The sequence below is a fragment of the Rhizobium sp. NLR10b genome (assembly GCF_019685435.1).
Lineage (GTDB): Bacteria > Pseudomonadota > Alphaproteobacteria > Rhizobiales > Rhizobiaceae > Rhizobium.
Window position 1 is genome coordinate 208,094 of the sequence record NZ_JABDWV010000004.1, and the last position, 21,788, is coordinate 229,881.

Genomic DNA, 21,788 nt, shown 5'->3' on the forward strand with positions numbered 1-21,788 from the left:
CCCGCCTCTATCCTGGAATTGCGCTAGGCAGCGCGGCGACCTTGATGCGCAATGGGAGCAGCACCGGCATTGCCGACCCGGAAGCCGCGGATGAGGTCGATCAGTTCGTCGGTGTCGCTGGCGAGCGTCTCGGCCGATGCCGTGGTCTCCTCGGCCATGGCGGCGTTCTGCTGGGTGGCGGCGTCGAGCTGGTTCACCGCTGAAGAGATCGAGCGCAGCGTGGTGTCCTGTTCGGAAGCGCTGTGGGCGATTTTGGCGACGATCTCGTTGGCGGCCTTGATCTGGTCGGAGATGCGCTTCAGCGCCTCGCCTGCCTCGCCGACCAGTCGGACGCCGTGATCGACCTGGGTGGAGGAGCGGGCGATCTGGTCCTTGATCTCCTTTGCCGCGGCGGCGGAGCGCTGGGCGAGTTCGCGCACCTCCTGGGCAACAACGGCAAAACCCTTGCCGGATTCACCGGCACGGGCCGCCTCGACGCCGGCGTTCAAAGCCAGGAGGTTGGTCTGGAAGGCGATCTCGTCGATGACGCCGATGATCTTTGATATCTCCGAAGACGATTTCTCGATGCCGCTCATCGCCTCGATCGCCTCGCTGACGATCGCATCGCTATGGGTGGTCTCGGCGCTGACGGCGTGCACGCGCTTGCTCGCCTCATGGGCGCCATCGGCGGTCTGGCGGACGGCGACCGTGAGCTCATCGAGGGCGGCCGATGTTTCCTCCAGGCTTGCGGCCTGGCGCTCGGTGCGCTGCGACAACTCGTTCGAGGCGCGGCGAATCTCTTCCTTGCTCGTACCGATGTCACTGCCCTTGGCGCTGACCTTGGCCATGGCGGCTTCGAGATGCGACAGCGCATCGTTGAAGTTGTCGCGAAGGGCGGCGTATTTCTGGCCGAGATCGGCGCAGCGGACGGTAAGATCGCCGCGGGCGATCAGCTCCAGCGCCTGGCCGATCGTCGTCACCACGCGGGCCTGGAGTGCGGCGTCGTCCTGCTGCTGGCGCAGGTTGTTTTCGCGCTCGCTTTCCAGCGCCAGCTGCTGGGCCGCCTCGCGATCGGACATCTGATGCCGTTCGCGGATCTTCTCCTGCAGCGACAGCGTCGCCTTTGCCATCATGCCGACCTCATTGTTCATGCCGGTATGCGGGATGGCGATGGAGACGTCCTCTTCGGAGACCGCCTTCAGGGCGGCATGGACATTGTTGAGGGGCCCCGATATGCCGCGGATGACGACGTAGGCCGCAGCCATGGCCAGGAAGAAAAGAACGATGCTGCCGGAGAGCGCGGTCAGGATCGTGCTGTTCACCTGGGCATCGAGATCGTCCATATAGACGCCGGTGACAACGACGACCTTCCAGGGGTCGAAGGCCTGGCCATAGGCCGTCTTGCGATAATCGCCGGCCGGCTGGCCCGGCTTGCTGGTGGAATAAAATTCGACGAGACCGCCGCCCTGCTGGCCGAGTTTGACCAACTCTTCGCGATAGAGCTTGCCCTTGCTGTCCGGCTGCCCCTTCAGGTTCTGTCCGACCTTCGAGGCGTCGTAGTGAAACATCATCTGGACATCGTAGCTATAGCCGAAGAAATAGCCGTCCGGATCGTATTTCATGCCATTGACGGTGGCGTAAGCCTGCTTCTGGGCATCCTCCAGCTTCATTTCGCCTGCGGTCACCTTGGCCTGGTAAAGCTTGAGAACCGAGATCGCCGACTGAACCTCGGCACGCAGCATGTCGTAACGCTCCTTGTAAATGGCATCGACCGAGGAGCGGATCTGCAGGGACGTGGCGATCGCAAAGGCCGACATCAAACCGACGATCAGCAATATGAGCTGCTTCGATATCTTCAAATTTTTCATGATTCCTCGCAAAGGGGAATGAGGGAATACATTCCGGTGCGGTCTTCTACCGCCTGTGCGAGCGCATCTGAGAAGGACGCGTCTACCGCTGCTGAACAACATGCTGCGACCGGTGAGTAAGAATTGAAGCTGACTCAATAAGAAAGCTTTAATTTTATTCAAAACGGCGCAAATTTCCCTAAAAATCAGGGGGCGGAGTTACCAAGCATACCGCTGACTTCACCCGCCGATCGAATATCATCCGTTTTCGCTCTGCAGAACTGCCGGGGCCTTAGAGCTTTTCCGGGCTAGATTGAAGCATTCTGCCGGAGCAGGTTTTCGTCAGGGCAAAGGCGATTGGCGACGGGCATACCCCCAGGTACGTCCGAGCCGATCGCCTTTGATCCTGGCGGAAACATGCCCGGCCCACCGGCCGCACCGCTTCGCCGTGGGCGAAGCGACAAGTGCGTCCGGCGATTCCAAGGTCTTGCAGATTTGCCAAGCAAATCTGCGGGAGGGTTGGCTGAAACGGGCCGGCTGATCGACCGGCCGGCTTGGCCGTAGAGCTGGGCTACGACACGCGCCGGCCGGTCGACCATCCGACTCCGTTTGAGCCAACAGAATGCTTCAATCTAACCCGGAAAAGCTCTAAAGCAGGAATGCACCCCCGCTTCTCTTCGAGGGTGCATTCGCTCCACCGCGGTGGAACCCCAAGCGATCGAAACCTTGATCGGGCAGGGGCAGGGAACTATCGCAGCGGCTCAGATTGGCTTTAGTGGCACACAGCCGTTTTGCGTGTTGATCGTCTAGAAGCGCAGCTTGAATTCGGAAATATCGAGAGCCGCCGGCTTCTCAACCATGCCGGCGGCAACCGGCCTGGCATCGCCGCCGATGACGGCTGCGGTCGTTGCGTTCATGTCGATGCCTTGGGCGGGCGATATCGAAGGTTCGGCGGCAGCCAGGGCTTCCGGCGTTGCCTTGCTGACGAAGACGACGGGCGAACCACCCATCCAGGCTTCGGTGCGGAAGATCTTCGTTTCGCCGCCGACGTGGCGGACTTCGCTTGCCTGGAGGACGCCGGGTTTCAGTTCCGGCACCGTATAGTCCTTGCGGCTATGCTCGGCCTGCAGCGGCGGGCAAGCGGCGCAGCTTTCAGTGACGATGCTGCCTTCTGCACGGCCTGCCGTTTTGCCGATCACCTCAATCGAGGAGGCCATCGCCGTGCCTGCCATCAACAGGATTGCCGCACCGAGGAAAATCTGACGCATCAACGCACCTCCGTCTCACTACGGCAGCGGTATAGCGCAGCTTCGTTTCCATCCCGTCAGGGGAAAGGGTAAAAATTTAAGGAACGTAGCGGTTTATGCTTTGTCCGAGGCTTTTTCGCGCTCGATCGCGCGCCAGCCGATATCGCGCCGGCAGAAGCCGTTTTCCCACCGAACTCTGTCCAGCAGGGCATAGGCGCGGCCCTTCGCCTCGGCAACCGTGCCGCCTGACGCCGTGACGTTGAGCACGCGGCCGCCGGTCGCGACCAGCACGCCGTCCTTCATGCCCGTGCCGGCATGAAACACCTTCTCGCCCTCGCCTGCCGCCGGCAGCGACTGGATCGGTGTGTTTTTCTCATAGGCGCCGGGATAGCCCTTCGAGGCCATGACCACTGTCAGGGCCGGATCGTCGCTCCATTCGGCGCTCACCTGATCGAGCGTGCCATTGGCGGTGGCAAGCAGCAGCGGCAGCAGATCGCTCTTCAGCCGCATCATCAGCACCTGGCATTCCGGATCGCCGAAACGAACATTGTATTCGATCAGCTCCGGGCCCTTATGAGTGATCATCAGTCCGGCGAAAAACACGCCGGAGAAGGGATGCCCGCTCTCGGCCATGCCGCGGATTGTCGGCTCGATGATTTCCTTCATCGTCCGCTCGACCATTTCGGCCGTCATGACCGGCGCTGGCGAATAGGCGCCCATGCCGCCGGTATTGACGCCGGTATCGCCCTCGCCCACCCGCTTGTGATCCTGGGCGGTCACCAGCGGCAGCGCATGTTTTCCGTCGCAGAGACAAAAGAAGCTTGCCTCCTCGCCATCGAGATAGGCTTCGACGACGACTTCGGCGCCGGCCGCGCCAAAGGCGCCCTCGAAGCAGTCGTCGACGGCAGCAAGCGCCTCATCGAGCGTCATCGCAACCGTCACGCCCTTGCCGGCGGCCAGCCCGTCAGCCTTGACGACGATCGGTGCGCCCTGCCCGCGAATATAGGCTTTCGCCTTCGGCGCGTTGTTGAAACGCTGGTAGGCGCCGGTGGGAATGCCGTAGCGGGCGCAGATGTCCTTGGTGAAGCCCTTGGAGCCCTCGAGCTGGGCGGCGCCGGCGGAGGGGCCGAAGACTGCCAGGCCATCGGCGCGCAGCCGGTCGGCGAGGCCGGCGACGAGCGGGGCCTCGGGGCCGACGACGACGAAATCGATCGCCTTGTCCTTGCAGAAGGCAGCGACCGCTTCATGATCGTCGATATTGACCGGCACGAGGACGGCGTGTTCGCCAATGCCCGGATTGCCGGGCGCGGCGTAGAGTTCGCTCAGCAACGGCGATTGCGCCAGCTTCCAGGCGAGCGCGTGCTCGCGTCCGCCCGACCCGATCAACAGAACCTTCATGCGCGACCCTTTCCTGTTCCGTCAGGCGGTTAAGGGCCACGGGCTGAAAGGTCAAGCGGGAAAGCTTACCAGCCCCCGCCTCCGCCGCCTCCGCCACCTCCGCCAGAGGAGCCGCCGCCGGAAAAACCGGAGGATGAACTCGGCGGCGGCGGCGCGGGGATCGTCGACGCGATGGTGGACGCCATTGACGAGGAGAAACCGCCGATACGGTCGGAGAAGCTGCCGCTGTTGAAATCACCGGAATACCAGGAGGGCGAATAGGCCGCGGCCGCGCCGGCGGCGGCTGCCGCGAGCCAGGTCTCGAAGGTGCGCGACCAGGGCTTTTCGACGCCCAAAGCCACGGCATAGGGGAGCAGGGTCTCGAAATGCTGCGGCGACATTTGGGGAGCGCCGGCCATATTCATGCGGTCCTTCTCGGCCAGCGTCAGGTATTGCCGCAGGCCGTCAACGCCGTCCATCATCCTGGCGCCGAGCGGGGTCGGCGCGCCCATGATGAAGACATAGAGGACGTTGAGCAGCACGATGCCGCCGACGGCAAAGAGCATCGGCGTTTCGTGCAGCTCCACCAGCGACGAGGCAAGCGTCAGGACAATGATCGCCAGGATGCTGACGCCGACAAAAACGCCGACCGCTGCGGCGATGACGGCCATGACCTTGGCGAACAGCGATCTGCCGTGGTGCAGCGACTTGACCAAACCGGCGACGAAGACGGAAATGAAGACCGAGATGGCAATCGGGATCAGCATCAGTGCGATCGTGTCAGGCTCCAGCGAGCCGAAGACGAACAGCGCCACCAGGGCGGCGGCGCTGAGCGCGATGCCGCCTGCGGTATAGCCGATGTTGGAATTGTAATATTTGCCGCGATGTTCCTTCTCGATGGCCGAACGGAAGGACTGCCCTACCGATTTTACCCGCTCGCCATTGGCCTTGTCGATCGTCAGCGTCCTGCCTTCGCCGCCGGCCACTTTCAGCAGTTCGGCCTCGCCGGCCTGGAACTTCTCCTTGCCGAGCGCCTTGCCGGTACCGCGAATGACGATCGAGTTTTTCAGGTCTTCGAGCTTGACGTAACCGCGGACCGCAAGATTGAGCGCCGTGGCGGCAAGCGCCGTCCAGCCGCCGCCGGAAAAGCCCCTATTGTCGATGTAGTTGACCAGCGCCGGCGAGATGCCGTCAGGCGCATCCCAGCGCGGCACGACGACGCCTCGGGCGGGATCGCGACCAACCTTCAGCCAGGATCTGAGGTAGTAGGCGAAAACCAGGATCAGGCCGCCGAAGCCGATGAAATAATTGCGGTTGTCCTTCAGCCACCAGGTGCTTTCCATATCCGCGCTCGGCGGATCGATCGAGCCCTTCGGCATCCGGATCGCAAAGGTCAGGCCTTCATTGGGGCCAAGAGGCGCGGTGGTGGAAAAGACAAGGCCGGCGCTGCTTTCTCTGACACGGGCGTTCTTTCCAGTCGCGCCTTGCGGGCCGGTGAAGAAGATCGTCCCCGTCGCAGCGACACCCGGCGGCAGCGTCACCGTCGCCGTCGCGGAGCGGATCGGAAAGATCCAGCCATTGCCGGTGACGTTCCAGTAGAGTTCGTCGTGATCGTCGAAGTAGCGGATCTGGCGGTTGGTCCGGTAGGTGAAGACGTAGCGATGACGGCCCGGCGTCACCGTCACCTCGGCGGAGCCGGCATAGATGCGGATGCCGCCCGATATGGATTCGGTATGCCAGGGCTCGTCCGCGCCGTCGCGGCTGACCGACACCATGTCGAAATCGACGCTGCGGCGACGACCTCCGGCGTCGGTGAAAAAAAGCGGAAAGTCCCGGAAGATGCCATGATTGATCCGGTTGCCCTCGGCATTGACGGTGATCGTTTCCCTCACCGTCATCGCGCCGCTCTTTTCCAGCGTGATGTCGGAGGCGAAGCTGTCGATCACCTCGGCGGCAAAGACCGCCGGCGCGGCGAGCATCAAGATGAGCGCCAAGCAGAATCCGAAAAACCGACGCCCCATTCCTCTCTCCCTGCCGGCGGCCCCGGCCGCGCTTTTCGTCAATCCTTGTCCTGATAGGTCACGCCGAGGGCGGCGAGCGTCCGCCAATAGGCGGGGAAGGTCTTGCCGACGCAATCGGGGTCGAGAATGGTGATGCCATCGATCTTCAGTCCGGCGAGCGCAAAGCTCATGGCGATGCGGTGATCGGCGAAGGTGTCGATCTCGGCCGGAAGACGCTGGCCGGCGAGAACAGGATCGGAATGGACGATCAGATCATCGCCCTCCTCGACGGCCAGACCTTCGCGGATCTTGTTGAGCCCGGTGGACAGGGCGCGGATGCGGTCGCATTCCTTGACGCGCAGATTGGCAATGCCGACGAAGCGGACCGGCGTCTCGTTGAAGGCGGCAAGCACGGCGATCGTCGGAACGGCATCCTGCATCTGCGAGCCATCGATTTCGGCCGGCAGATGCGGGAACTTGGCGATCGTCTCGTAAGCCTTGGCATCCGGCTGGGTGAAGGCATCGTTCGGTACGCCGAGATCGATCTTGCCCTCGCTCAGCACTTCGGCCGCCCAGAGGTAGGTCGCGGCCGATGCATCCGGCTCGATGACGAAATCGGCGGCGCGGTAGCCAGTCGGTTCGACGCGCCAGGTGACGGGGCTGGTCTTTTCGACCTTGGCGCCGAAGGCCCTCATCGCCGCCGTGGTGAGATCGATATAGCCAAGCGCGCCGATATCCTCGCCGACCAGTTCGATGTCGACCGAACGGTCGCCGCCGGCCGCCATCATCAGCAGCGCCGAAACATACTGGCTGGACAGCCCGCCATCAATCAGGATCCGGTCGGCCTCGAAGCGGCCGGTGCCCCTGACGGTGACCGGCGGGCAGCCGGTCTCGGCGGTGATGTCGATGCCGAGCGTGCGCATCGCTTCGACCAGCGGGCCGATCGGGCGCTTGCGCATGTGCTCGTCGCCGTCGACGATGACGGTACCGTCGACCAGAGCCGCAGCCGCCGTCAGGAAACGTGTGGCCGTCCCGGCGTTGCCGAGGAAGAGCGGCGCCTTCGGCGGCATGAGCCGGCCGCTGCCGGTGACGACGAAAGTTGTGTCGTCGGGCTCGTCGATCGCAACACCCATGGCGCGCAGCGCATCGGCCATATAACGGGTATCGTCGCTCTTCAGCGCGCCGGTCAGCCGGCTCGTGCCCTCGGCAAGGCCGGCGAGAAGCAGGGCCCGATTGGTGATCGACTTCGAGCCCGGCGGCATGGCGCGACCGGAAAGCGGCCGGCCCGGCGGGATGATCGTGAGTTTGGCTGTGCGTGTCATGCTACGTCTTCCGTCCATGGGCGAGCTAAAGCGCGTCGCCACCTGCCCTTGCTCTTAATCGGTTTTTTTGCAAAGGCAAAATGCCGGATCGTCAGAATTTGACGCTGGGGACGGCGCGATCGGCCTCGTTGGTGATCTCGAAATACTCCCGCTTGGCAAAACCGAACTGGCCGGCGACGAGATTGGAGGGAAAGCTTTCGACCTTGACGTTGAGGTCGCGGGCCGCGCCGTTGTAATAACGCCGCGCCATCTGCAGCTCGCCCTCCAGAGTTTCGAGCGACGCCTGCAGTTCGGCAAAATTCTGGTTGGCCTTGAGATCGGGATAGGCCTCGGCAAGCGCGATCACCCGGCCGAGCGCCTGGCCGAGCAGGCCTTCCGCCTGCGCCCTGCCGGCAACGTCACCCGATGGCACGGCCTGCGCCTTGTTGCGGAGCGCAACCACCTCCTCGAGCGTCGACTTCTCATGGGCGGCATAGCCTTTGACCGTCTCGATCAGGTTCGGGATCAGATCGGCGCGCCGCTTCAACTGCACATCGATGCCCGACCAGGCTTCCTCAGCCATCTGCCGGGAACGAACCAGGCCGTTATAAATGAAGACGATGTAAAGCGCGATGACAACGATAAGAGCAAGTATCACATACATGCAGATGAGCTCCCCGATTTGATGATCGCACGTTAGTGATTCGGCGTGACAAAGTCATCGTGGTGCGGTCGTTCTTCGCAGATTTCAATCAGACCTTTACATCACTGTCCCTCTAAGAACTGCTCCGCCAATCCGGAGCATAGGTTTCCATCTTTTCGCTTTCTCGCCAAAGATTGAACCGCTCGGTCCAGCGTTGCTCGACGCTCAGGGCAATGGCGAAAGGAAGATAGTGCTCGTAGCATTCGACGGACATTGCCGGGCCATCTATCTCGCCGCGAAAATAACGATTCAAACTAAGGATGTTATTGCGGATCCGCCGCTGCTTCGACGTTGGCATGCGCGACATCGCCAAAACCGCAATAATGCCGGCAATGTGCAGCAAGATCGCCATCAAATATGGCCACTGTTCGCTGATCACCTCAGTCGTACCGATATAGACAAGTGCAACGATCACCGTCACCGGAAGCCCCACCATCAAACCAAGCGCCTGTTTTAACTGCTCGGCGGTGCCGGTCGCGACGGGAAACCGCTCAGGATGGCGGAACATGGTTACAACCAGAAAAACTATGAACAATAACCCTGAGATGGCGGCGGAATAGAGCGAAAGACCCGTAAGGTAGGCGACGGCAATGCCAAGAGCCAGAATTGTCGCCGAAGTTGCCAACATTGCTCGATCTACGCCACCTCTAACTTTCCGATATTCCTCTGCGACAATCTGGTGCAAGTCACGTTCGAAACCATGGAGGGCATGTCTGACCCTGCGCCGATCGTTGACTGGCCTCTCTCCTTCTATTCGACCAAATACCGAACGCGTCACAGCTGGAAGACCATACCATCTGGCGCGCGCCACCTTTCCCTTCTTGCGCACTTGCCTGGCTGACAAATCCAAAGCTTCGGCATCCTCATCAAGGCTGGAAATGCGAAGCATTCTTTTCACTGCGAGATGGCAGGCAGACGCCATGAAGGCTGCCTTTGCAGCACCGGGCTTCCAGTTCAAAAACAAATAGGCGGCTAAAGCAGGCGATATGCTCTCCGTCTCCTTGCTATCGACAGCAATTGAAGATGCGGGCAATCGCCAACCCCGCCACCTACTGAGGATAAACAGACCGGCGAGGAGCAGTCCCAAAATGCTTATGAATGGGAGAAAGTGATCGGAAAGCCACCACTCTACCCGCTTGCCACTCGTCATGGTCACAAAGGTCCCAGCGGGATATTCGATCTCGATGTCTGGCAGGACTCGATCCGCTTTACCAGCTGGAATAGACACCGAGATCTCATTCGATGCGCTCCGCACCATGTCATAGGCGGCCGTCCGATCCTGTTGCGAAGGGCGCAACGTTCCGCCCGGCGGCAGCTTCAGAGTAAGCGTCTTTTTCGCGCCCTGACCGTGCACGCGGCCCATATAGGCCGGCAGGAAGAGAACCTCGCGGTCGCCTTCCTGACGAACCAGGCGTCCGAGCCAGTAAGCGATCTGGATCTTTGCAAGACCAGTGGGCAGATCTGCAGAGCAGTCTTTGCAGTGCTCGGCTCCTATATAGATCGAGTAGCCCGGCACATTATTTTCCCGAGAATAGTATTCGTCGAGTCCGTCGCGCCGGGCTGCGGCCAATTGGAAATCTCGCCAGTGAACACCACCCGCCGCATCCACGAAACGTTGAGGGATATCGACGTAGACCCCGCCGTAATTCATCGCCATTTTTACCGCGATGTCGAAGTGCTCCGACACAAAGGCAGTGCCGTCGGTGTAGACTTCGACCGTACTGTTTGCCGACTGGACGGTGAACTCCTTGTCAAAATCGCTGCACGACGTCAGAACAACCAGTATGGAGCATAAGATGGGCCATGATAAAAGACGCAACATCCTGGCGGCGAAATTCTCATCTGAAAATTTAAAGTAAAGAATATCGTTCTTCAAAAGAGATACCGAAGCTTGCGTTGTCGCAACACCTGACAACGTAGTGATGGTTTGCGCAATACAAAAGAAGGCTGGCCTTGCACCGACGAAATTTTCGAGACTGCCTACGCCGTCTGGCTCGTCAGCTGACGCCGCCGGCGTCAGTCAGCAGGAACGTTTCGCCGCAGAGATCTTTGGGCAACAAAGACGCAGGATTCTCGGCTGTCGTCAAACACCGATATGCGTGCGAATTCGAGCCGCCGTCTGCTCCGGCGAAAGGTCCGTCGTATCAATTTCGACTGTGTGTTCAGCCAGTCCGCGCAACAGTTTATAGTTTGCCCGGAGCTGTTGCAGCTTCGCCGGATCCGTCAGCTTGAGCGCCTCGGATCGGCCGGGAGAGATGAGGCGCCTGGCATTCTCCTCCGGCGCGCAATCGAGGAGAACCGCGACCAGATCCGCGCCTCTGGCGGCAGCCAGATCGACATACGAGGAGAACATCGCACCATCATCCTCGTCATCCGCAAGAGCATCGGTAAAGACGAAGCTTTCAGCCGGATCGGCGTGCAAGGCGTGGTCGAAAACCGCTCGTCGAATCTGCTTACGCAGTGATGCATGCAGAGGATTGCTGCGGGCGAAAAGAACTTCGGCCGGATTGAGCAGCGTGTGATTGTCGATGAGCCGCGCGCCGAGGCTTCTCGCCAGCAATCGGCCGACCGTCAGCTTCCCGGTGCCTGGCCAGCCGTTGAGATGGACGATACGGCTGGCAGGCTTTTGCGTCACGCCGCCTCTTTCGACAGGTTGACGCCGCCGGCGTCGGTCAGCAGGAAGGCTTCGCCGCAGGCCTTGGCCAGCGTGCGCACCCGCAGGATATAGCTCTGGCGCTCGGTCACCGAGATGACGCCGCGGGCGTCGAGCAGGTTGAAGACGTGGCTGGCCTTGATGCACTGGTCGTAAGCCGGGAAGACGCATTTGTGCAGGCGCTGGTTGTCGCTTTGGCCGGGAGCGCCGGCATCGAGCAGCGCCCGGCATTCCTTCTCGGCATCGACGAAGTGGCGATGGAGCATCTCGGTATTGGCGAATTCGAAATTGTGACGCGAATATTCCTGCTCGGCCTGCAGGAAGACGTCGCCATAGCTGATCTTCTCGTCGCCCTCGCGGCCGTTGAAATTCAGATCATAGACGTTGTCGACGCCCTGGACATACATGGCGAGGCGCTCGAGACCATAGGTCAGTTCGCCGGCGACCGGCGCGCATTCGATGCCGCAGACCTGCTGGAAATAGGTGAATTGCGAGACTTCCATGCCGTCGCACCAGCATTCCCAGCCGAGGCCCCAGGCGCCGAGCGTCGGGCTTTCCCAGTCGTCCTCGACGAAACGGATGTCGTGCAGCAGCGGATCGAGACCGATCGCCGCCAGCGAGCCGAGATAGAGCTCCTGCAGATTGGGCGGGTTCGGCTTCAGGATGACCTGGTACTGGTAATAATGCTGCAGACGGTTCGGGTTTTCGCCATAGCGGCCGTCGGACGGGCGCCGCGACGGCTGCACATAGGCTGCCTTCCACGGCTTCGGCCCGAGGGCGCGCAGCGTGGTGGCCGGATGGAAGGTGCCGGCGCCGACTTCCATGTCGTAGGGCTGCAGCACCGCGCAACCCTTGTCCGCCCAGTAACCATGCAGGGTCAGGATCAGCGCCTGGAAGGAGCGCTTCGGGTTCATATGGTCTGGGATGGCTGACATGAAACGGCACCGATTGCTTGGGAATTATCGGCGCGACAGGTGCCATGGTGGGCGGCAGGGGTCAAGGGTTTTGCGGGGGCGAGGAGCTGTGCGGAGACACACGAGGCTTTTCGCCGAGACCTATTCGTCATCCCGCTTCAACCGATATTCCCCGGTCACGGGATCTTTGACCAGCGTGCCGATCGCGCCGGTCTGGCGCTCTTTCTCGGCGCGGCGGGACTTTTCGGCGAGCCTGCGGGCATCGGAGACGAAGCGGCGGTAGAGCCACCAGGCCGAAAAGACCAGCACCAGGATGGTGATAAGCTGTGCCATGCCCTCTCTTGCTCCTCTCAAAGCCCGAAGCGGCTCCACAATGCTCTCTCTTCCGCCACTTCGACAAGTCCCGTTGCGAGACCTGCCCCCGCGCCTTCGAGTGTAACAGGCGATACGCCGGGAATGCGGCGGCCGAAGAGGCCGCGGCCGGCGGTGACGAGTTCCAGCCGGGTCTTCTGGCCGTAGCGCCGCTTCAATTCCTGGCGCATGTCGCCGATACCGTCGATGAGGCCAAGCTCGAGGCCGCGCGTACCGCTCCAGAACAGGCCGGAAAACACCGTCGCATCATCCGTCAGCTTGCCGGCGCGGCGCTCACGCACCATTGCGATGAAGACCTGGTGGATTTCGAGCTGCAGGCTCTTGAGGTACTCGATATCCTTTTCCTTTTCCGGCTGGAACGGATCGAGGATCACCTTGTTTTCGCCGGCCGTATAGACGCGGCGCTCGACGCCGATCTTCTTCAGGAGCTCGGGAAAGCCGAAACCGCCGGAGACGACGCCGATCGAGCCGACGATCGAGGTGGCGTCGGCGATGATCTCGTCGCCGGCAAGCGCGATCATGTAGCCGCCGGAAGCGGCGACATCCTCGACGAAAACAAGCACCTTCTTCTGCTTTTCGCGGGCGAGCTCACGAATGCGGGTGAAGATCAGGCGGGACTGAACAGGCGAGCCGCCTGGCGAATTGATTGTTATGGCAACCGCCGGCGCCTCCTTCATGGCGAAGGCCTTTTCCAGGACCGGGGCGACATTGGCGAGATTGAGGGTGGGCCTGAACTGGCCACCGCCGCTGATGATCGCACCCTGCAGCCTGACGACGGGAACGGTGAGGCCCTCCTTGCGGAACCGTTTCGGCAGCAGCTTTTTCAAGAATCCGGCCATTTCCCATCCTTCGCTTCGGCTCGCGCGATCGTCAATCGGCGATCGCATCCATGTATGCGCTGGAACGACAAACGCAATGGCCGCGTTCCTGAAAAACATCGGATTGATTTTCTTGTTGCGAATGACTTGCATTATCATTCTAATCGGTCATAGTGCACGGACGATAAACAGGTGGAAATGGCATGGACGCCCTCAATCCCAATGCAAAAAGCGGCTGGCGGCACGAACGCGGAGAGGCGTCGCTGTCGGACGTCTACCGCACTGTGGGCACGGGGCGTCACAGCTCGATATGGCGCCGGGCGGGGGCCTTTGCCGGGCCGGGTTACATGGTCGCCGTCGGCTACATGGACCCAGGCAACTGGGCGACCTCGCTCGCCGGCGGCTCGAAATTCGGTTATGCGCTGCTCACCGTCGCGCTGCTTTCCAACGTGATGGCAATCGTGCTGCAATCGCTCTGCGCGCGGCTGGCGATCGCCTCCGGCCGCGACCTCGCGCAGGCCTGCCGCGACGCCTTTCCTAAATATGTCTCAGTGCCGCTCTGGGCCTTTGCGGAAATCGCCATCATCGCCACCGACATTGCCGAGGTGATCGGCACGGCAATCGGCCTCAACCTGCTCTTCGGCATCCCGCTGGAGCTCGGCGTTCTCATCACCGCGCTGGACGTCTTCCTGATCCTCTTCCTGCAGAAGCTCGGCTTCCGCTGGGTGGAAGCCTTCATCATCGCGCTGCTCGGCGTGATCGCGCTCTGCTTCGGCGTGCAGATCTTCCTTGCCGATCCGCAATGGGGCGCCGTTATTACCGGCTTCTTCCCGACAACCGAAATCGTCACCAATCCGGAGATGCTCTATCTCGCGCTCGGCATCCTCGGTGCGACGGTCATGCCGCACAATCTCTATCTCCATTCCGGCATTGTGCAGACGCGGGCCTATGGTCACACGATCCCTGAGAAGAAGGAGGCGCTGACTTATGCGACGATCGACTCCACCGTCGCGCTGTGTTTCGCGCTTCTGATCAATGCCTCGATCCTGATCCTTGCGGCCGCCGCCTTCAATGCCAACGGCAAGACCGACGTCGTCGAGCTCGGCAATGCCTATGCGCTGCTGTCGCCGCTGCTCGGCCTCGCGATCGCGCCGACGCTCTTCGGCATCGCGCTTCTGTGCTGCGGCCTCAACTCGACGGTGACGGCGACCCTTGCCGGCCAGATCGTCATGGAAGGCTTCCTGAAGATCCGGCTGAAACCGTGGGTGCGCCGGCTGATCACCCGCGCTATCGCCATCGTGCCGGCGGCGGTCGTCACCATCTGGTACGGCAACCAGGGCACGGCCGAACTCCTGATCCTCACACAGGTGGTGCTCAGCCTGCAGCTTTCCTTCGCGGTCTTTCCGCTTGTGATGTTCACCGCCAGCCGGGCCAAGATGGGCGAACTCGTCGCGCCGCGCTGGCTGAGCGGCACCGCCTATGTGATCGCCGTCGTCATCGCCGGGCTGAACGTCAAGCTGCTCTTCGACTTCGTCAGCGGCTAGCGATTGACGATCGAAGCCTGGCATAGGCTGCCCGGCCATTGTTGAAATCGTCGACCAGAGGGGAGAACTTGTGGCTCCCCTCTTCGTGCATGATGAGGGCCGCGCGTAGCGACAGCCGCGCACGCGAGCCCTTGATGGCGGTCACCAGGATGCGCACGGCATTTTCCCCGGCGCGTGGATGGATGGCGGTGATCTCGATGCCGCCGAAGCGCCGGCCGCAGGCATCGATGATCTCGGCGATCGACGGAGGCCTGGCGATCAGCGACAATTGCCCGCCCGGGATCATGATGGCGCCGGCCGTGCGGATCCAGCTTTCGAACAGGCCGTCGGTCATCGCATGGGCTTCGGCCTTCAGCGCATCGGGCGTGCGCCGGTCGCCGGCATCGTTGAAGGGTGGGTTCATGATCACGTGGTGGAAGCTTTCATCGGCAAGGCCGGCATCGTTGCGCGCCTTGGCGGTCAGCGTCACATCGGCCTCGATGACACTGAGGCGGGCTGCGAGATGGGCATTTTCCGGCAAAAGGATGCTGCGGCGGGCATAATCGGCCATTTCGGCCGAACGCTCGAACAGCACCACTTGCGTCTTGACAAGGCGCGAGGCGACGGCAAGGCCGGCAGCACCGGCGCCGGCGCCGAGATCGGCAACTTTGACCGGGCGATCGTCGGCGACAAGGGCGGCCAGCAGCATCGCATCCATGCCGGCGCGATGCCCCCTGCCCTTCGGCTGCACCACATGAAAGGCGCCGCGATGGAAGGCATCGATGGTTTCGGCGAATTTACCGGTCATCGCCCGCTCATGTCCTGTCGCGCAGTTCGCCGCCAAGACCGGCGTCGATCAGGATACGGCGGGCCCGGTCGGCCATTTCCTCATCCACCAGCAGGCGGCGCGGCAGCATGCCGAGCGAGCCTTCCAGAACGCTCATCCCCTGATCGGCGATGAAGCAGTGAATTCCGGCATCCTTCATCAGGCTCTCGGCAAAGGAGAGCAGGACGGGATCGTTGGCGCGGATAAGTTCATGCATTTGCCGTCTTTTTCCTTCCAATTTCGGCTGACGCGACAATTCACCCCTTGCCGCGCCCATCGCCCCTTTCTATTGTCAGATGCAATGAATGAACAGGAGTCCGGGTCGTTGGGCGTGGTCATACCGCTTGAAGAAAGCAAAAACAAACTGGCATCCATCAAGCCGTTGGTCGATCTCACCAGGGCTGACATGGAGCGGGTGAACCAGCTCATTCTGTCGAAAGCCGGCTCCGACGTGCAGATGATCCCCGAAGTGGCGAACCATCTGATCTCATCCGGGGGCAAGCGGCTGAGGCCGATGCTGACGCTGGCGGCCGCCTCGCTGTTCGACTACCGCGGCGAAAACCACATCAAGCTCGCCACCTCGGTCGAATTCATGCATACGGCGACGCTGCTGCATGACGACGTCGTCGATGAAAGCGACCTGCGCCGCGGCAAATCGACGGCTCGGATGATCTGGGGCAACCAGGCAAGCGTGCTGGTCGGCGATTTCCTGCTCGGGCAGGCCTTCCGCATGATGGTCGATGTCGGCTCGCTCGATGCGCTCGACGTCTTGTCTTCCGCTGCTTGCGTGATCGCCGAAGGCGAAGTGCTGCAGCTTTCCGTCGCCAAGAACATGGAGACGACGGAAGACGACTACCTCTCCGTCATCCGCGCCAAGACGGCGGCTCTCTTTGCGGCTGCCGCCGAAGTCGGGCCGATCGTCGCCGATGCCGGCCGTTCCGGCCGCAATGCGCTGAAATCCTACGGCATGAATCTCGGCCTCGCCTTTCAGCTCGTCGACGACGCGCTCGACTATGGCGGCAAGGCCGCCGATCTCGGCAAGAATGTCGGCGACGATTTCCGCGAAGGCAAGATCACGCTGCCCGTCATCCTGGCCTATCGCCGCGGCACCACGGAGGAGCGCGCCTTCTGGCGCGATGCGATCGAGGCCGGCAACAGCAGCGACGCCAACCTGGAAAAAGCGCTGGGGCTGATCACCAAATACGGCACGCTGAGCGACACGATCAATCGGGCGGTCCATTACGGCACGATCGCGCGGGACGCGCTGGCGCCGCTTCCCGATACGGTATGGAAATCCGCCCTGATGGAAGTGATCGACTTCTGCATCGAGCGCGTCAATTGATCGAACGCCGCGATCGAGGCTGATTTTCTTGCAGCGCCGCTCCAAAAAAGCCATCCTGTTATGAATCAGTGATGACGACTGATTTGCGACCGGCAGCGGCCGGACGCTCTCGAAGAAAGGTTTCCTAATGCGGCAGAGAATTGCCATCCGTCTTCTTACGAGCGCAGCCCTGGCGGCTGTCCTTTCGCTCGGCGGCGTTGCCGGCGCGAGTGCCGAAGATGCGGCCAAGGCGGGCGATGCCGGTAAGGCCGAGAGCTTCTTCGATGCCGATAGCGTCACCACTTTCTCCGGCGCCTTCCTCGCCGCGCGCACGGCCGATGTCGATCACGATTACGAAACGGCGATCGCGCTCTACAAGAAGGCGCTGCAGATCGAGCCCGGCAATCCCGAGATTCGCCAGCGGCTGATGATCTCGCTGCTGCTCAACGGCGACATCAAGGAAGGCGTCAAATACGCCAATGATCTGAAGAGCGATCCCTCGGTCGAGCGCATCACCACGATCGTGCGCGGCATGGATGCCGTACGCCGCGACGACTACAAGACCGCCGAGTCGATCCTGAAATATAAGGGGCCCAATGATCTCGACCGGATGATGAATGACCTGCTGCTCGCCTGGGCCCGGGTCGGCGCCGGCCGCGGCAAGGAAGCGCTCGCCATGGTCGAGAAGATGAAGGGGCCGGACTGGTTCCGCATCTTCCAGAATTACAATGCCGGTGCGATCGCCGTCGTCACCGGCGACGTGAAATCGGCCCGCCAGCATCTGAACGACGCCGTGCTCGACAAGGAAGGCGGGGCAACGGCGCCCGACACGTTCATGCGTGCGGTGATGGCGCTTGCCCGCCTGGAGGCGGCGCAGGGGAACAAGCAGAAGGCGCTCGATGCCGTGTCCGTCGGCGATAACCTGCTGCCGAATTATGCGCCGCTGAATGCGCTGCGCGACAGTATCGAGAAGGGCGAGAAGCAGGAGCAGCAGGTCAAGACCGCCGAAGAAGGCGCCGCCGGCGTGCTCTTCTCCGTCGGCGGCGCGCTGAACCGCGACGGCGCCGAGGATATCGTCTCGCTCTACCTGCAGACCGCCAACGCGCTCGATCCCAACAGCGCCGATACGCTGGTGCTGCTCGGCGGCATCGCCGAAAAGCAGAACCAGATGGACCGCGCCATCTCCCTCTACAAGAAGGTGCCGGAGAATTCACCGATGCGGCGCATTTCCGAGCTGCAGCTCGGCCTCGCCCTTGCCCAGGGCGGCAAGGTCGACGAGGCACGCAAGCACCTGCAGGCGCTGATCGCCTCCGACCCGAAGGACATCCGCAGCTACCTCGCCTATGGCAGCGTGCTCTCCGACGCCAAGGATTACGAGGCGATGGCCGCCAATTACGACAAGGCGGTCGAAGCGATCGGCCCAATTCCCGGCCGCGCCAACTGGAGCGTCTTCTTCCAGCGCGGCATCGCCTATGAGCGGCTGAAGAAGTGGGACCAGGCCGAACCGAACTTCCGCAAAGCTCTGGAGCTCAACCCCGACCAGCCGCAGGTGCTGAACTATCTCGGCTATTCCTGGATCGACATGAACCGGAACCTCGACGAAGGCCTCGCCATGATCAAGAAGGCCGTCGATCTTCGCCCTGACGACGGTTACATCATCGATTCGCTCGGCTGGGCGTATTTCCGTCTCAACCGCTTCGACGACGCCGTCGACGAGCTGGAGCGGGCGGCACAGATCAAGGCCGGCGACGCGACGATCAACGACCATCTCGGCGATGCCTACTGGCGCGTCGGGCGCAAGCTCGAAGCCGTCTACCAGTGGAACCGGGCGCTCGCCTCCGAGCCTGAAGCGGCCGAAATTCCGAAGATCAAGGAAAAGGTCGCAAACGGCCTGCCCGCTAACGACGATGCCAAGGCGGCCGACAAGAAGCAGCCGGATCCGGCGCCGGTCACGCCGCCGCCGGTCGACAAGAAGTCCTGACGGGCGCCACCGATGCCTGAGCAGGGCTTGGCCAATGCTTTCGGCGTCACCGAAGAGGCGCGCGCGAAGATCAATCTCGCCCTGCATGTAACGGGCCAGCGGCCGGACGGCTATCACCTGCTCGATATGCTGGTGACCTTCGCAGATTGCGGCGACCGGCTGGGCTTCCTGCCGGCGCAGGCTGACGCCTTCACCCTATCGGGCCGTTTCGGCGAGACGCTTGCCGACGACGGCGGCACCAACCTGGTGATCAGAGCGCGCGACCTCCTGCGCGAGGTCGTGGGCGCCCTTGCGTTCCCCGTTCATATCCACCTCCAGAAGAACCTGCCCGTCGCCTCGGGCATCGGCGGCGGCTCGGCCGACGCGGCGGCGACACTGCGGGGGCTGATGCGCCTCTGGGGCACTGGATTGCCGATAGAGACGCTGGCTGCGCTGGCGCTGAAGCTTGGCGCCGACGTGCCCATGTGCCTCGAGAGCCGGCCGCTGATTGCCCGCGGCATCGGCGAGGAGATCGAAGCCGTGCCCGATCTGCCGGCCTTCGCCATGGTGCTTGCCAACCCATTGAAGGGGGTTTCGACGCCGGAGGTTTTCCGCCGGCTCAAGGCAAAGAACAATTCACCCCTGACGCTCGCACAGACCGCAGGCTGGCTTGCGGCGATCGGCGCGGCTCGCAACGACCTGGAGCCACCGGCGCGCGAGGCCGTGCCCGAAATCGCGGCGATCTTGGCGATGCTGCGGACCGAGGGCGCTCTTCTTGCCCGTATGTCCGGCTCCGGCGCTACCTGCTTCGGGATCTTTGCCGACATGGCCGCCGCGCGAGATGCGGCGGCGGCTCTTCACGAGGCGCGGCCCGACTGGTATTTCCAGGCGACGGAAACGGTTTCGGGAGGCATGTGATGGCAGGTTTGGACGAAAAACGGCCCTTCATCGCCGTCGGCATTGCGGTTCTCACCGTCTCGGATACGCGCACGCCGGAGACGGACAAGTCCGGCGATACGCTGGCGGCGCGGATTGCCGAGGCGGGCCACAGGCTGGTCGAGCGGGCGATCGTGCCCGACGACCGGGAGAAAATCGCCACCCAGGTCAAAGCCTGGACCGAGCGGGAGGAGATCGATGTCATCATCACCTCGGGCGGCACCGGTTTTACCGGCCGAGACGTGACGCCCGAGGCGGTGGAGCCGCTGTTCGAAAAGCGCATGGACGGCTTTTCCGCCGTCTTCCACCGTATTTCCTACGATAAGATCGGCACGGCGACGATCCAGTCGCGCGCCACCGCGGGTGTTGCCAACTCCACCTTCATCTTCGCCCTGCCCGGCTCGCCCGGCGCCTGCCGGGACGCCTGGGACGGCATACTGAAAGCACAGCTCGACTATCGCAGCATGCCGTGCAATTTCGTCGAGATCATGCCGCGCCTGGACGAGCATCTGAAACGCGGCGCGCAGAAATAGACTGGAGCTGCCGTTCCAGCGCCGCGGTCGCGCTGTCGAAAATCCGATTCAGACTTTCGGCGCCGACGCGCTGGCATTTGTCATGTGGCAATGCCCGGCAGAGCCGGCATCGAATCCCAGCCATCACCCGACAGCAAAATGCAGCTTATGCCGTGGATATCCGTGACCACGAGCGTCCAGGTGCCGCTTTTGGCGGCATAGACCTCAAGAACGGCGTTCTGATTGACCAGCCCGACGGCGGTGAGCTTCTCACCGAAATTCTGGTCGAGGAAACTGACGACGTCGGATCGACCTGCGCAACTGAGCATCGTCTGCGATGCTGCCGAATGCGGATGCGCGATCACCAATGTCGGCAATATGACGGCCAGCAGGCCGCAGATCATACTGCGTACGCCGTGGATACTACCGCCTGGCATGACGCACCTCCTTTCGCCGGGAACCCGGCAGAAGAGGAGATTTTTCGCCGACCTGTTCTGCCGTTCACCGGCATTCCACGGCACCCGTTGCGAAGCGCGGCGCTTCGGCGGCGCCATGGACGAATTATAGCGCGAAATCCGATTGGGCGCCATCTTTGCGCGATGATGGGAAGCAATCACCAAAGCGCGCTTGCGGCGAGACCAGCCCCTCATCCGGCTGCCGCCACCGACCGGGGTCGAGCCACTGGTCTCGACGTCCTTCGGACCCCGTAAACGGAGCGAAGGAACCATGCCGCAACCTCGCCATCACCACCAACCTCTCGCCGGGCACGTCCCCTCTCCCCGTTTTCAAGGGGCAGGTTAGGGTGAGGGGCACTTTTTCGGACAGCATCGATGCAGGGATGGGCATTCTACCGCGCGGCACGCGCCACCCAGGAAGGAATCAATTCACTTGCGAGCTTGCGCGGCTTCTGGCCCTTGGCGAAGTCGGCAACAGGCATCCCGCTTCTGGCGGCGGCGAGCGCCTGGTTCTTCGGCATCAACAGCCCAAGCTCCAGCGGCGGCCGGGCGCGGGCGACGCGCTGGAAGAAGGGGCGTCGATAGCCGCGCGACGCAGTAAAGCGCGCCGGCGTCTTGTTCAGCGCCACATACTCGGCGATCTCATCGATCCAGCCGGCCTGCGGCCTGGCGCCCGGCTCGACGAAGAGCAGCCATTCGCCTCGGGCCGAGCGAACGATATCCTTGATATCCCATTGTGAATGGAAACGGCAGCCGGCGGCGTCGGCGACCCGCGAGGTGCCGTCGCGCGAGCCGTGATCGAGCACGATCACATCGCTGACGAGCCCTTCCACCGCGCCTGCCACCAATACCGATAAGGTCTGCGCCAGTTCGGATTCCTGATCCTGGCATTCGAGAACAACCGTCAACATCGATTATTCATAATGCGCCGCACAATTTTTTGCCAGCATCCTTTTCCTGATTTTGTTCTTGCATTGTTCTCGTTTTGCCGATAGGAATTTAATCATCACAAACGGGCGGAGGCAACGGCTTTTCGCTGCGGGA

20 protein-coding genes are annotated in these 21,788 nt (G+C 62.2%); 5 read left to right on the plus strand and 15 right to left on the minus strand.

Annotated features, from left to right (window positions below; all coding sequences use genetic code 11):
- Positions 1-23: 23 nt before the first annotated feature.
- From HJB91_RS08060 to HJB91_RS08110, 11 genes are all read right to left on the minus strand, one after another.
- Entirely contained in the window at positions 24-1,847 is a 1,824-nt protein-coding gene (locus tag HJB91_RS08060) for a methyl-accepting chemotaxis protein (protein WP_210628982.1), read from the minus strand.
- Positions 1,848-2,632: 785 nt separating this feature from the next.
- The gene (locus HJB91_RS08065) at positions 2,633-3,094 is read right to left on the minus strand and encodes a plant virulence effector HPE1-like domain-containing protein (protein ID WP_210628983.1); all 462 of its coding nucleotides are present in this window, start codon (positions 3,092-3,094) and stop codon (positions 2,633-2,635) included.
- Positions 3,095-3,187: 93 nt separating this feature from the next.
- Positions 3,188-4,471, minus strand: a complete 1,284-nt coding sequence (gene purD, locus HJB91_RS08070) for a phosphoribosylamine--glycine ligase (RefSeq protein WP_221154325.1) — start codon at positions 4,469-4,471, stop codon at positions 3,188-3,190.
- Positions 4,472-4,536: 65 nt separating this feature from the next.
- The gene (locus tag HJB91_RS08075) at positions 4,537-6,471 is read right to left on the minus strand and encodes a DUF2207 domain-containing protein (protein WP_221154326.1); all 1,935 of its coding nucleotides are present in this window, start codon (positions 6,469-6,471) and stop codon (positions 4,537-4,539) included.
- A 38-nt stretch (positions 6,472-6,509) separates the two neighbouring features.
- A complete protein-coding gene (gene aroA, locus HJB91_RS08080; protein WP_221154328.1) occupies positions 6,510-7,772 on the minus strand; it encodes a 3-phosphoshikimate 1-carboxyvinyltransferase in 1,263 nt (420 codons plus the stop codon).
- A 91-nt stretch (positions 7,773-7,863) separates the two neighbouring features.
- Complete coding sequence (locus HJB91_RS08085) at positions 7,864-8,415, minus strand: LemA family protein (protein WP_210628987.1); 552 nt, start codon at positions 8,413-8,415, stop codon at positions 7,864-7,866.
- 112 nt (positions 8,416-8,527) lie between these two features.
- Positions 8,528-10,276 (minus strand): DUF2207 family protein, encoded by a 1,749-nt coding sequence (locus tag HJB91_RS08090; protein ID WP_221154445.1) that lies wholly within the window; start codon positions 10,274-10,276, stop codon positions 8,528-8,530.
- A gap of 261 nt (positions 10,277-10,537) precedes the next feature.
- Complete coding sequence (locus HJB91_RS08095; RefSeq protein ID WP_221154330.1) at positions 10,538-11,089, minus strand: AAA family ATPase; 552 nt, start codon at positions 11,087-11,089, stop codon at positions 10,538-10,540.
- A complete protein-coding gene (locus HJB91_RS08100) occupies positions 11,086-12,042 on the minus strand; it encodes a glycine--tRNA ligase subunit alpha (protein WP_210628989.1) in 957 nt (318 codons plus the stop codon). Before HJB91_RS08100 ends, HJB91_RS08095 begins: the two co-directional genes overlap by 4 nt.
- A gap of 120 nt (positions 12,043-12,162) precedes the next feature.
- Positions 12,163-12,354 carry a hypothetical protein gene (locus tag HJB91_RS08105; protein WP_221122514.1) on the minus strand — a complete coding sequence of 64 codons (192 nt, stop codon included), beginning with the start codon at positions 12,352-12,354 and terminating at the stop codon, positions 12,163-12,165.
- 17 nt (positions 12,355-12,371) lie between these two features.
- Positions 12,372-13,232 (minus strand): S49 family peptidase, encoded by an 861-nt coding sequence (locus tag HJB91_RS08110; protein ID WP_221122513.1) that lies wholly within the window; start codon positions 13,230-13,232, stop codon positions 12,372-12,374.
- A gap of 182 nt (positions 13,233-13,414) precedes the next feature.
- On the opposite strand from HJB91_RS08110, the gene HJB91_RS08115 reads away from it, so the two are divergent.
- Positions 13,415-14,755 (plus strand): Nramp family divalent metal transporter, encoded by a 1,341-nt coding sequence (locus HJB91_RS08115; RefSeq protein ID WP_221154332.1) that lies wholly within the window; start codon positions 13,415-13,417, stop codon positions 14,753-14,755.
- Here the strand turns inward: HJB91_RS08115 and HJB91_RS08120 are convergent.
- The gene (locus HJB91_RS08120) at positions 14,745-15,542 is read right to left on the minus strand and encodes a tRNA1(Val) (adenine(37)-N6)-methyltransferase (RefSeq protein WP_210628992.1); all 798 of its coding nucleotides are present in this window, start codon (positions 15,540-15,542) and stop codon (positions 14,745-14,747) included. The genes HJB91_RS08115 and HJB91_RS08120 overlap by 11 nt on opposite strands.
- A gap of 7 nt (positions 15,543-15,549) precedes the next feature.
- Positions 15,550-15,777, minus strand: coding sequence for a DUF2007 domain-containing protein (locus tag HJB91_RS08125; protein ID WP_088939554.1), 228 nt, complete (start codon positions 15,775-15,777; stop codon positions 15,550-15,552).
- 108 nt (positions 15,778-15,885) lie between these two features.
- Here HJB91_RS08125 and HJB91_RS08130 point away from each other — a divergent pair, with 108 nt between their 5' ends.
- The 4 genes from HJB91_RS08130 to moaB all read left to right on the plus strand — a co-directional run bounded on the left by HJB91_RS08130 (position 15,886) and on the right by moaB (position 20,310).
- A complete protein-coding gene (locus HJB91_RS08130) occupies positions 15,886-16,902 on the plus strand; it encodes a polyprenyl synthetase family protein (protein ID WP_210628993.1) in 1,017 nt (338 codons plus the stop codon).
- Between the two features lie 127 nt (positions 16,903-17,029).
- Positions 17,030-18,862, plus strand: coding sequence for a tetratricopeptide repeat protein (locus HJB91_RS08135; RefSeq protein WP_210628994.1), 1,833 nt, complete (start codon positions 17,030-17,032; stop codon positions 18,860-18,862).
- A gap of 12 nt (positions 18,863-18,874) precedes the next feature.
- Positions 18,875-19,759, plus strand: coding sequence for a 4-(cytidine 5'-diphospho)-2-C-methyl-D-erythritol kinase (locus HJB91_RS08140; protein WP_210628995.1), 885 nt, complete (start codon positions 18,875-18,877; stop codon positions 19,757-19,759).
- On the plus strand, positions 19,759-20,310 hold the full coding sequence (gene moaB, locus HJB91_RS08145) for a molybdenum cofactor biosynthesis protein B (protein ID WP_210628996.1): 552 nt from the start codon (positions 19,759-19,761) through the stop codon (positions 20,308-20,310). Before HJB91_RS08140 ends, moaB begins: the two co-directional genes overlap by 1 nt.
- An 80-nt stretch (positions 20,311-20,390) precedes the next feature.
- Here moaB and HJB91_RS08150 read toward each other — a convergent pair whose 3' ends face one another.
- Positions 20,391-20,726 (minus strand): hypothetical protein, encoded by a 336-nt coding sequence (locus HJB91_RS08150; protein ID WP_210628997.1) that lies wholly within the window; start codon positions 20,724-20,726, stop codon positions 20,391-20,393.
- Positions 20,727-21,136: 410 nt separating this feature from the next.
- Positions 21,137-21,655, minus strand: a complete 519-nt coding sequence (locus HJB91_RS08155) for a glycosyltransferase family A protein (protein ID WP_210628998.1) — start codon at positions 21,653-21,655, stop codon at positions 21,137-21,139.
- Between the last annotated feature and the right edge of the window lie 133 nt (positions 21,656-21,788).

What these genes read in the sequence shown, in the direction of transcription:
- HJB91_RS08060 (WP_210628982.1), bottom strand. Translation starts at nt 1,847, where the DNA reads ATGAAAAATTTGAAGATATCGAAGCAGCTCATATTGCTGATCGTCGGT.
- HJB91_RS08090 (WP_221154445.1), bottom strand. Translation starts at nt 10,276, where the DNA reads ATGTTGCGTCTTTTATCATGGCCCATCTTATGCTCCATACTGGTTGTT.
- HJB91_RS08110 (WP_221122513.1), bottom strand. Translation starts at nt 13,232, where the DNA reads ATGGCCGGATTCTTGAAAAAGCTGCTGCCGAAACGGTTCCGCAAGGAG.
- HJB91_RS08115 (WP_221154332.1), top strand. Translation starts at nt 13,415, where the DNA reads ATGGACGCCCTCAATCCCAATGCAAAAAGCGGCTGGCGGCACGAACGC.
- HJB91_RS08100 (WP_210628989.1), bottom strand. Translation starts at nt 12,042, where the DNA reads ATGTCAGCCATCCCAGACCATATGAACCCGAAGCGCTCCTTCCAGGCG.
- HJB91_RS08155 (WP_210628998.1), bottom strand. Translation starts at nt 21,655, where the DNA reads ATGTTGACGGTTGTTCTCGAATGCCAGGATCAGGAATCCGAACTGGCG.
- HJB91_RS08140 (WP_210628995.1), top strand. Translation starts at nt 18,875, where the DNA reads ATGCCTGAGCAGGGCTTGGCCAATGCTTTCGGCGTCACCGAAGAGGCG.
- HJB91_RS08125 (WP_088939554.1), bottom strand. Translation starts at nt 15,777, where the DNA reads ATGCATGAACTTATCCGCGCCAACGATCCCGTCCTGCTCTCCTTTGCC.
- aroA (WP_221154328.1), bottom strand. Translation starts at nt 7,772, where the DNA reads ATGACACGCACAGCCAAACTCACGATCATCCCGCCGGGCCGGCCGCTT.
- HJB91_RS08085 (WP_210628987.1), bottom strand. Translation starts at nt 8,415, where the DNA reads ATGTATGTGATACTTGCTCTTATCGTTGTCATCGCGCTTTACATCGTC.
- HJB91_RS08120 (WP_210628992.1), bottom strand. Translation starts at nt 15,542, where the DNA reads ATGACCGGTAAATTCGCCGAAACCATCGATGCCTTCCATCGCGGCGCC.
- HJB91_RS08150 (WP_210628997.1), bottom strand. Translation starts at nt 20,726, where the DNA reads ATGCCAGGCGGTAGTATCCACGGCGTACGCAGTATGATCTGCGGCCTG.
- HJB91_RS08075 (WP_221154326.1), bottom strand. Translation starts at nt 6,471, where the DNA reads ATGGGGCGTCGGTTTTTCGGATTCTGCTTGGCGCTCATCTTGATGCTC.
- HJB91_RS08105 (WP_221122514.1), bottom strand. Translation starts at nt 12,354, where the DNA reads ATGGCACAGCTTATCACCATCCTGGTGCTGGTCTTTTCGGCCTGGTGG.
- HJB91_RS08135 (WP_210628994.1), top strand. Translation starts at nt 17,030, where the DNA reads ATGCGGCAGAGAATTGCCATCCGTCTTCTTACGAGCGCAGCCCTGGCG.
- moaB (WP_210628996.1), top strand. Translation starts at nt 19,759, where the DNA reads ATGGCAGGTTTGGACGAAAAACGGCCCTTCATCGCCGTCGGCATTGCG.
- purD (WP_221154325.1), bottom strand. Translation starts at nt 4,471, where the DNA reads ATGAAGGTTCTGTTGATCGGGTCGGGCGGACGCGAGCACGCGCTCGCC.
- HJB91_RS08065 (WP_210628983.1), bottom strand. Translation starts at nt 3,094, where the DNA reads ATGCGTCAGATTTTCCTCGGTGCGGCAATCCTGTTGATGGCAGGCACG.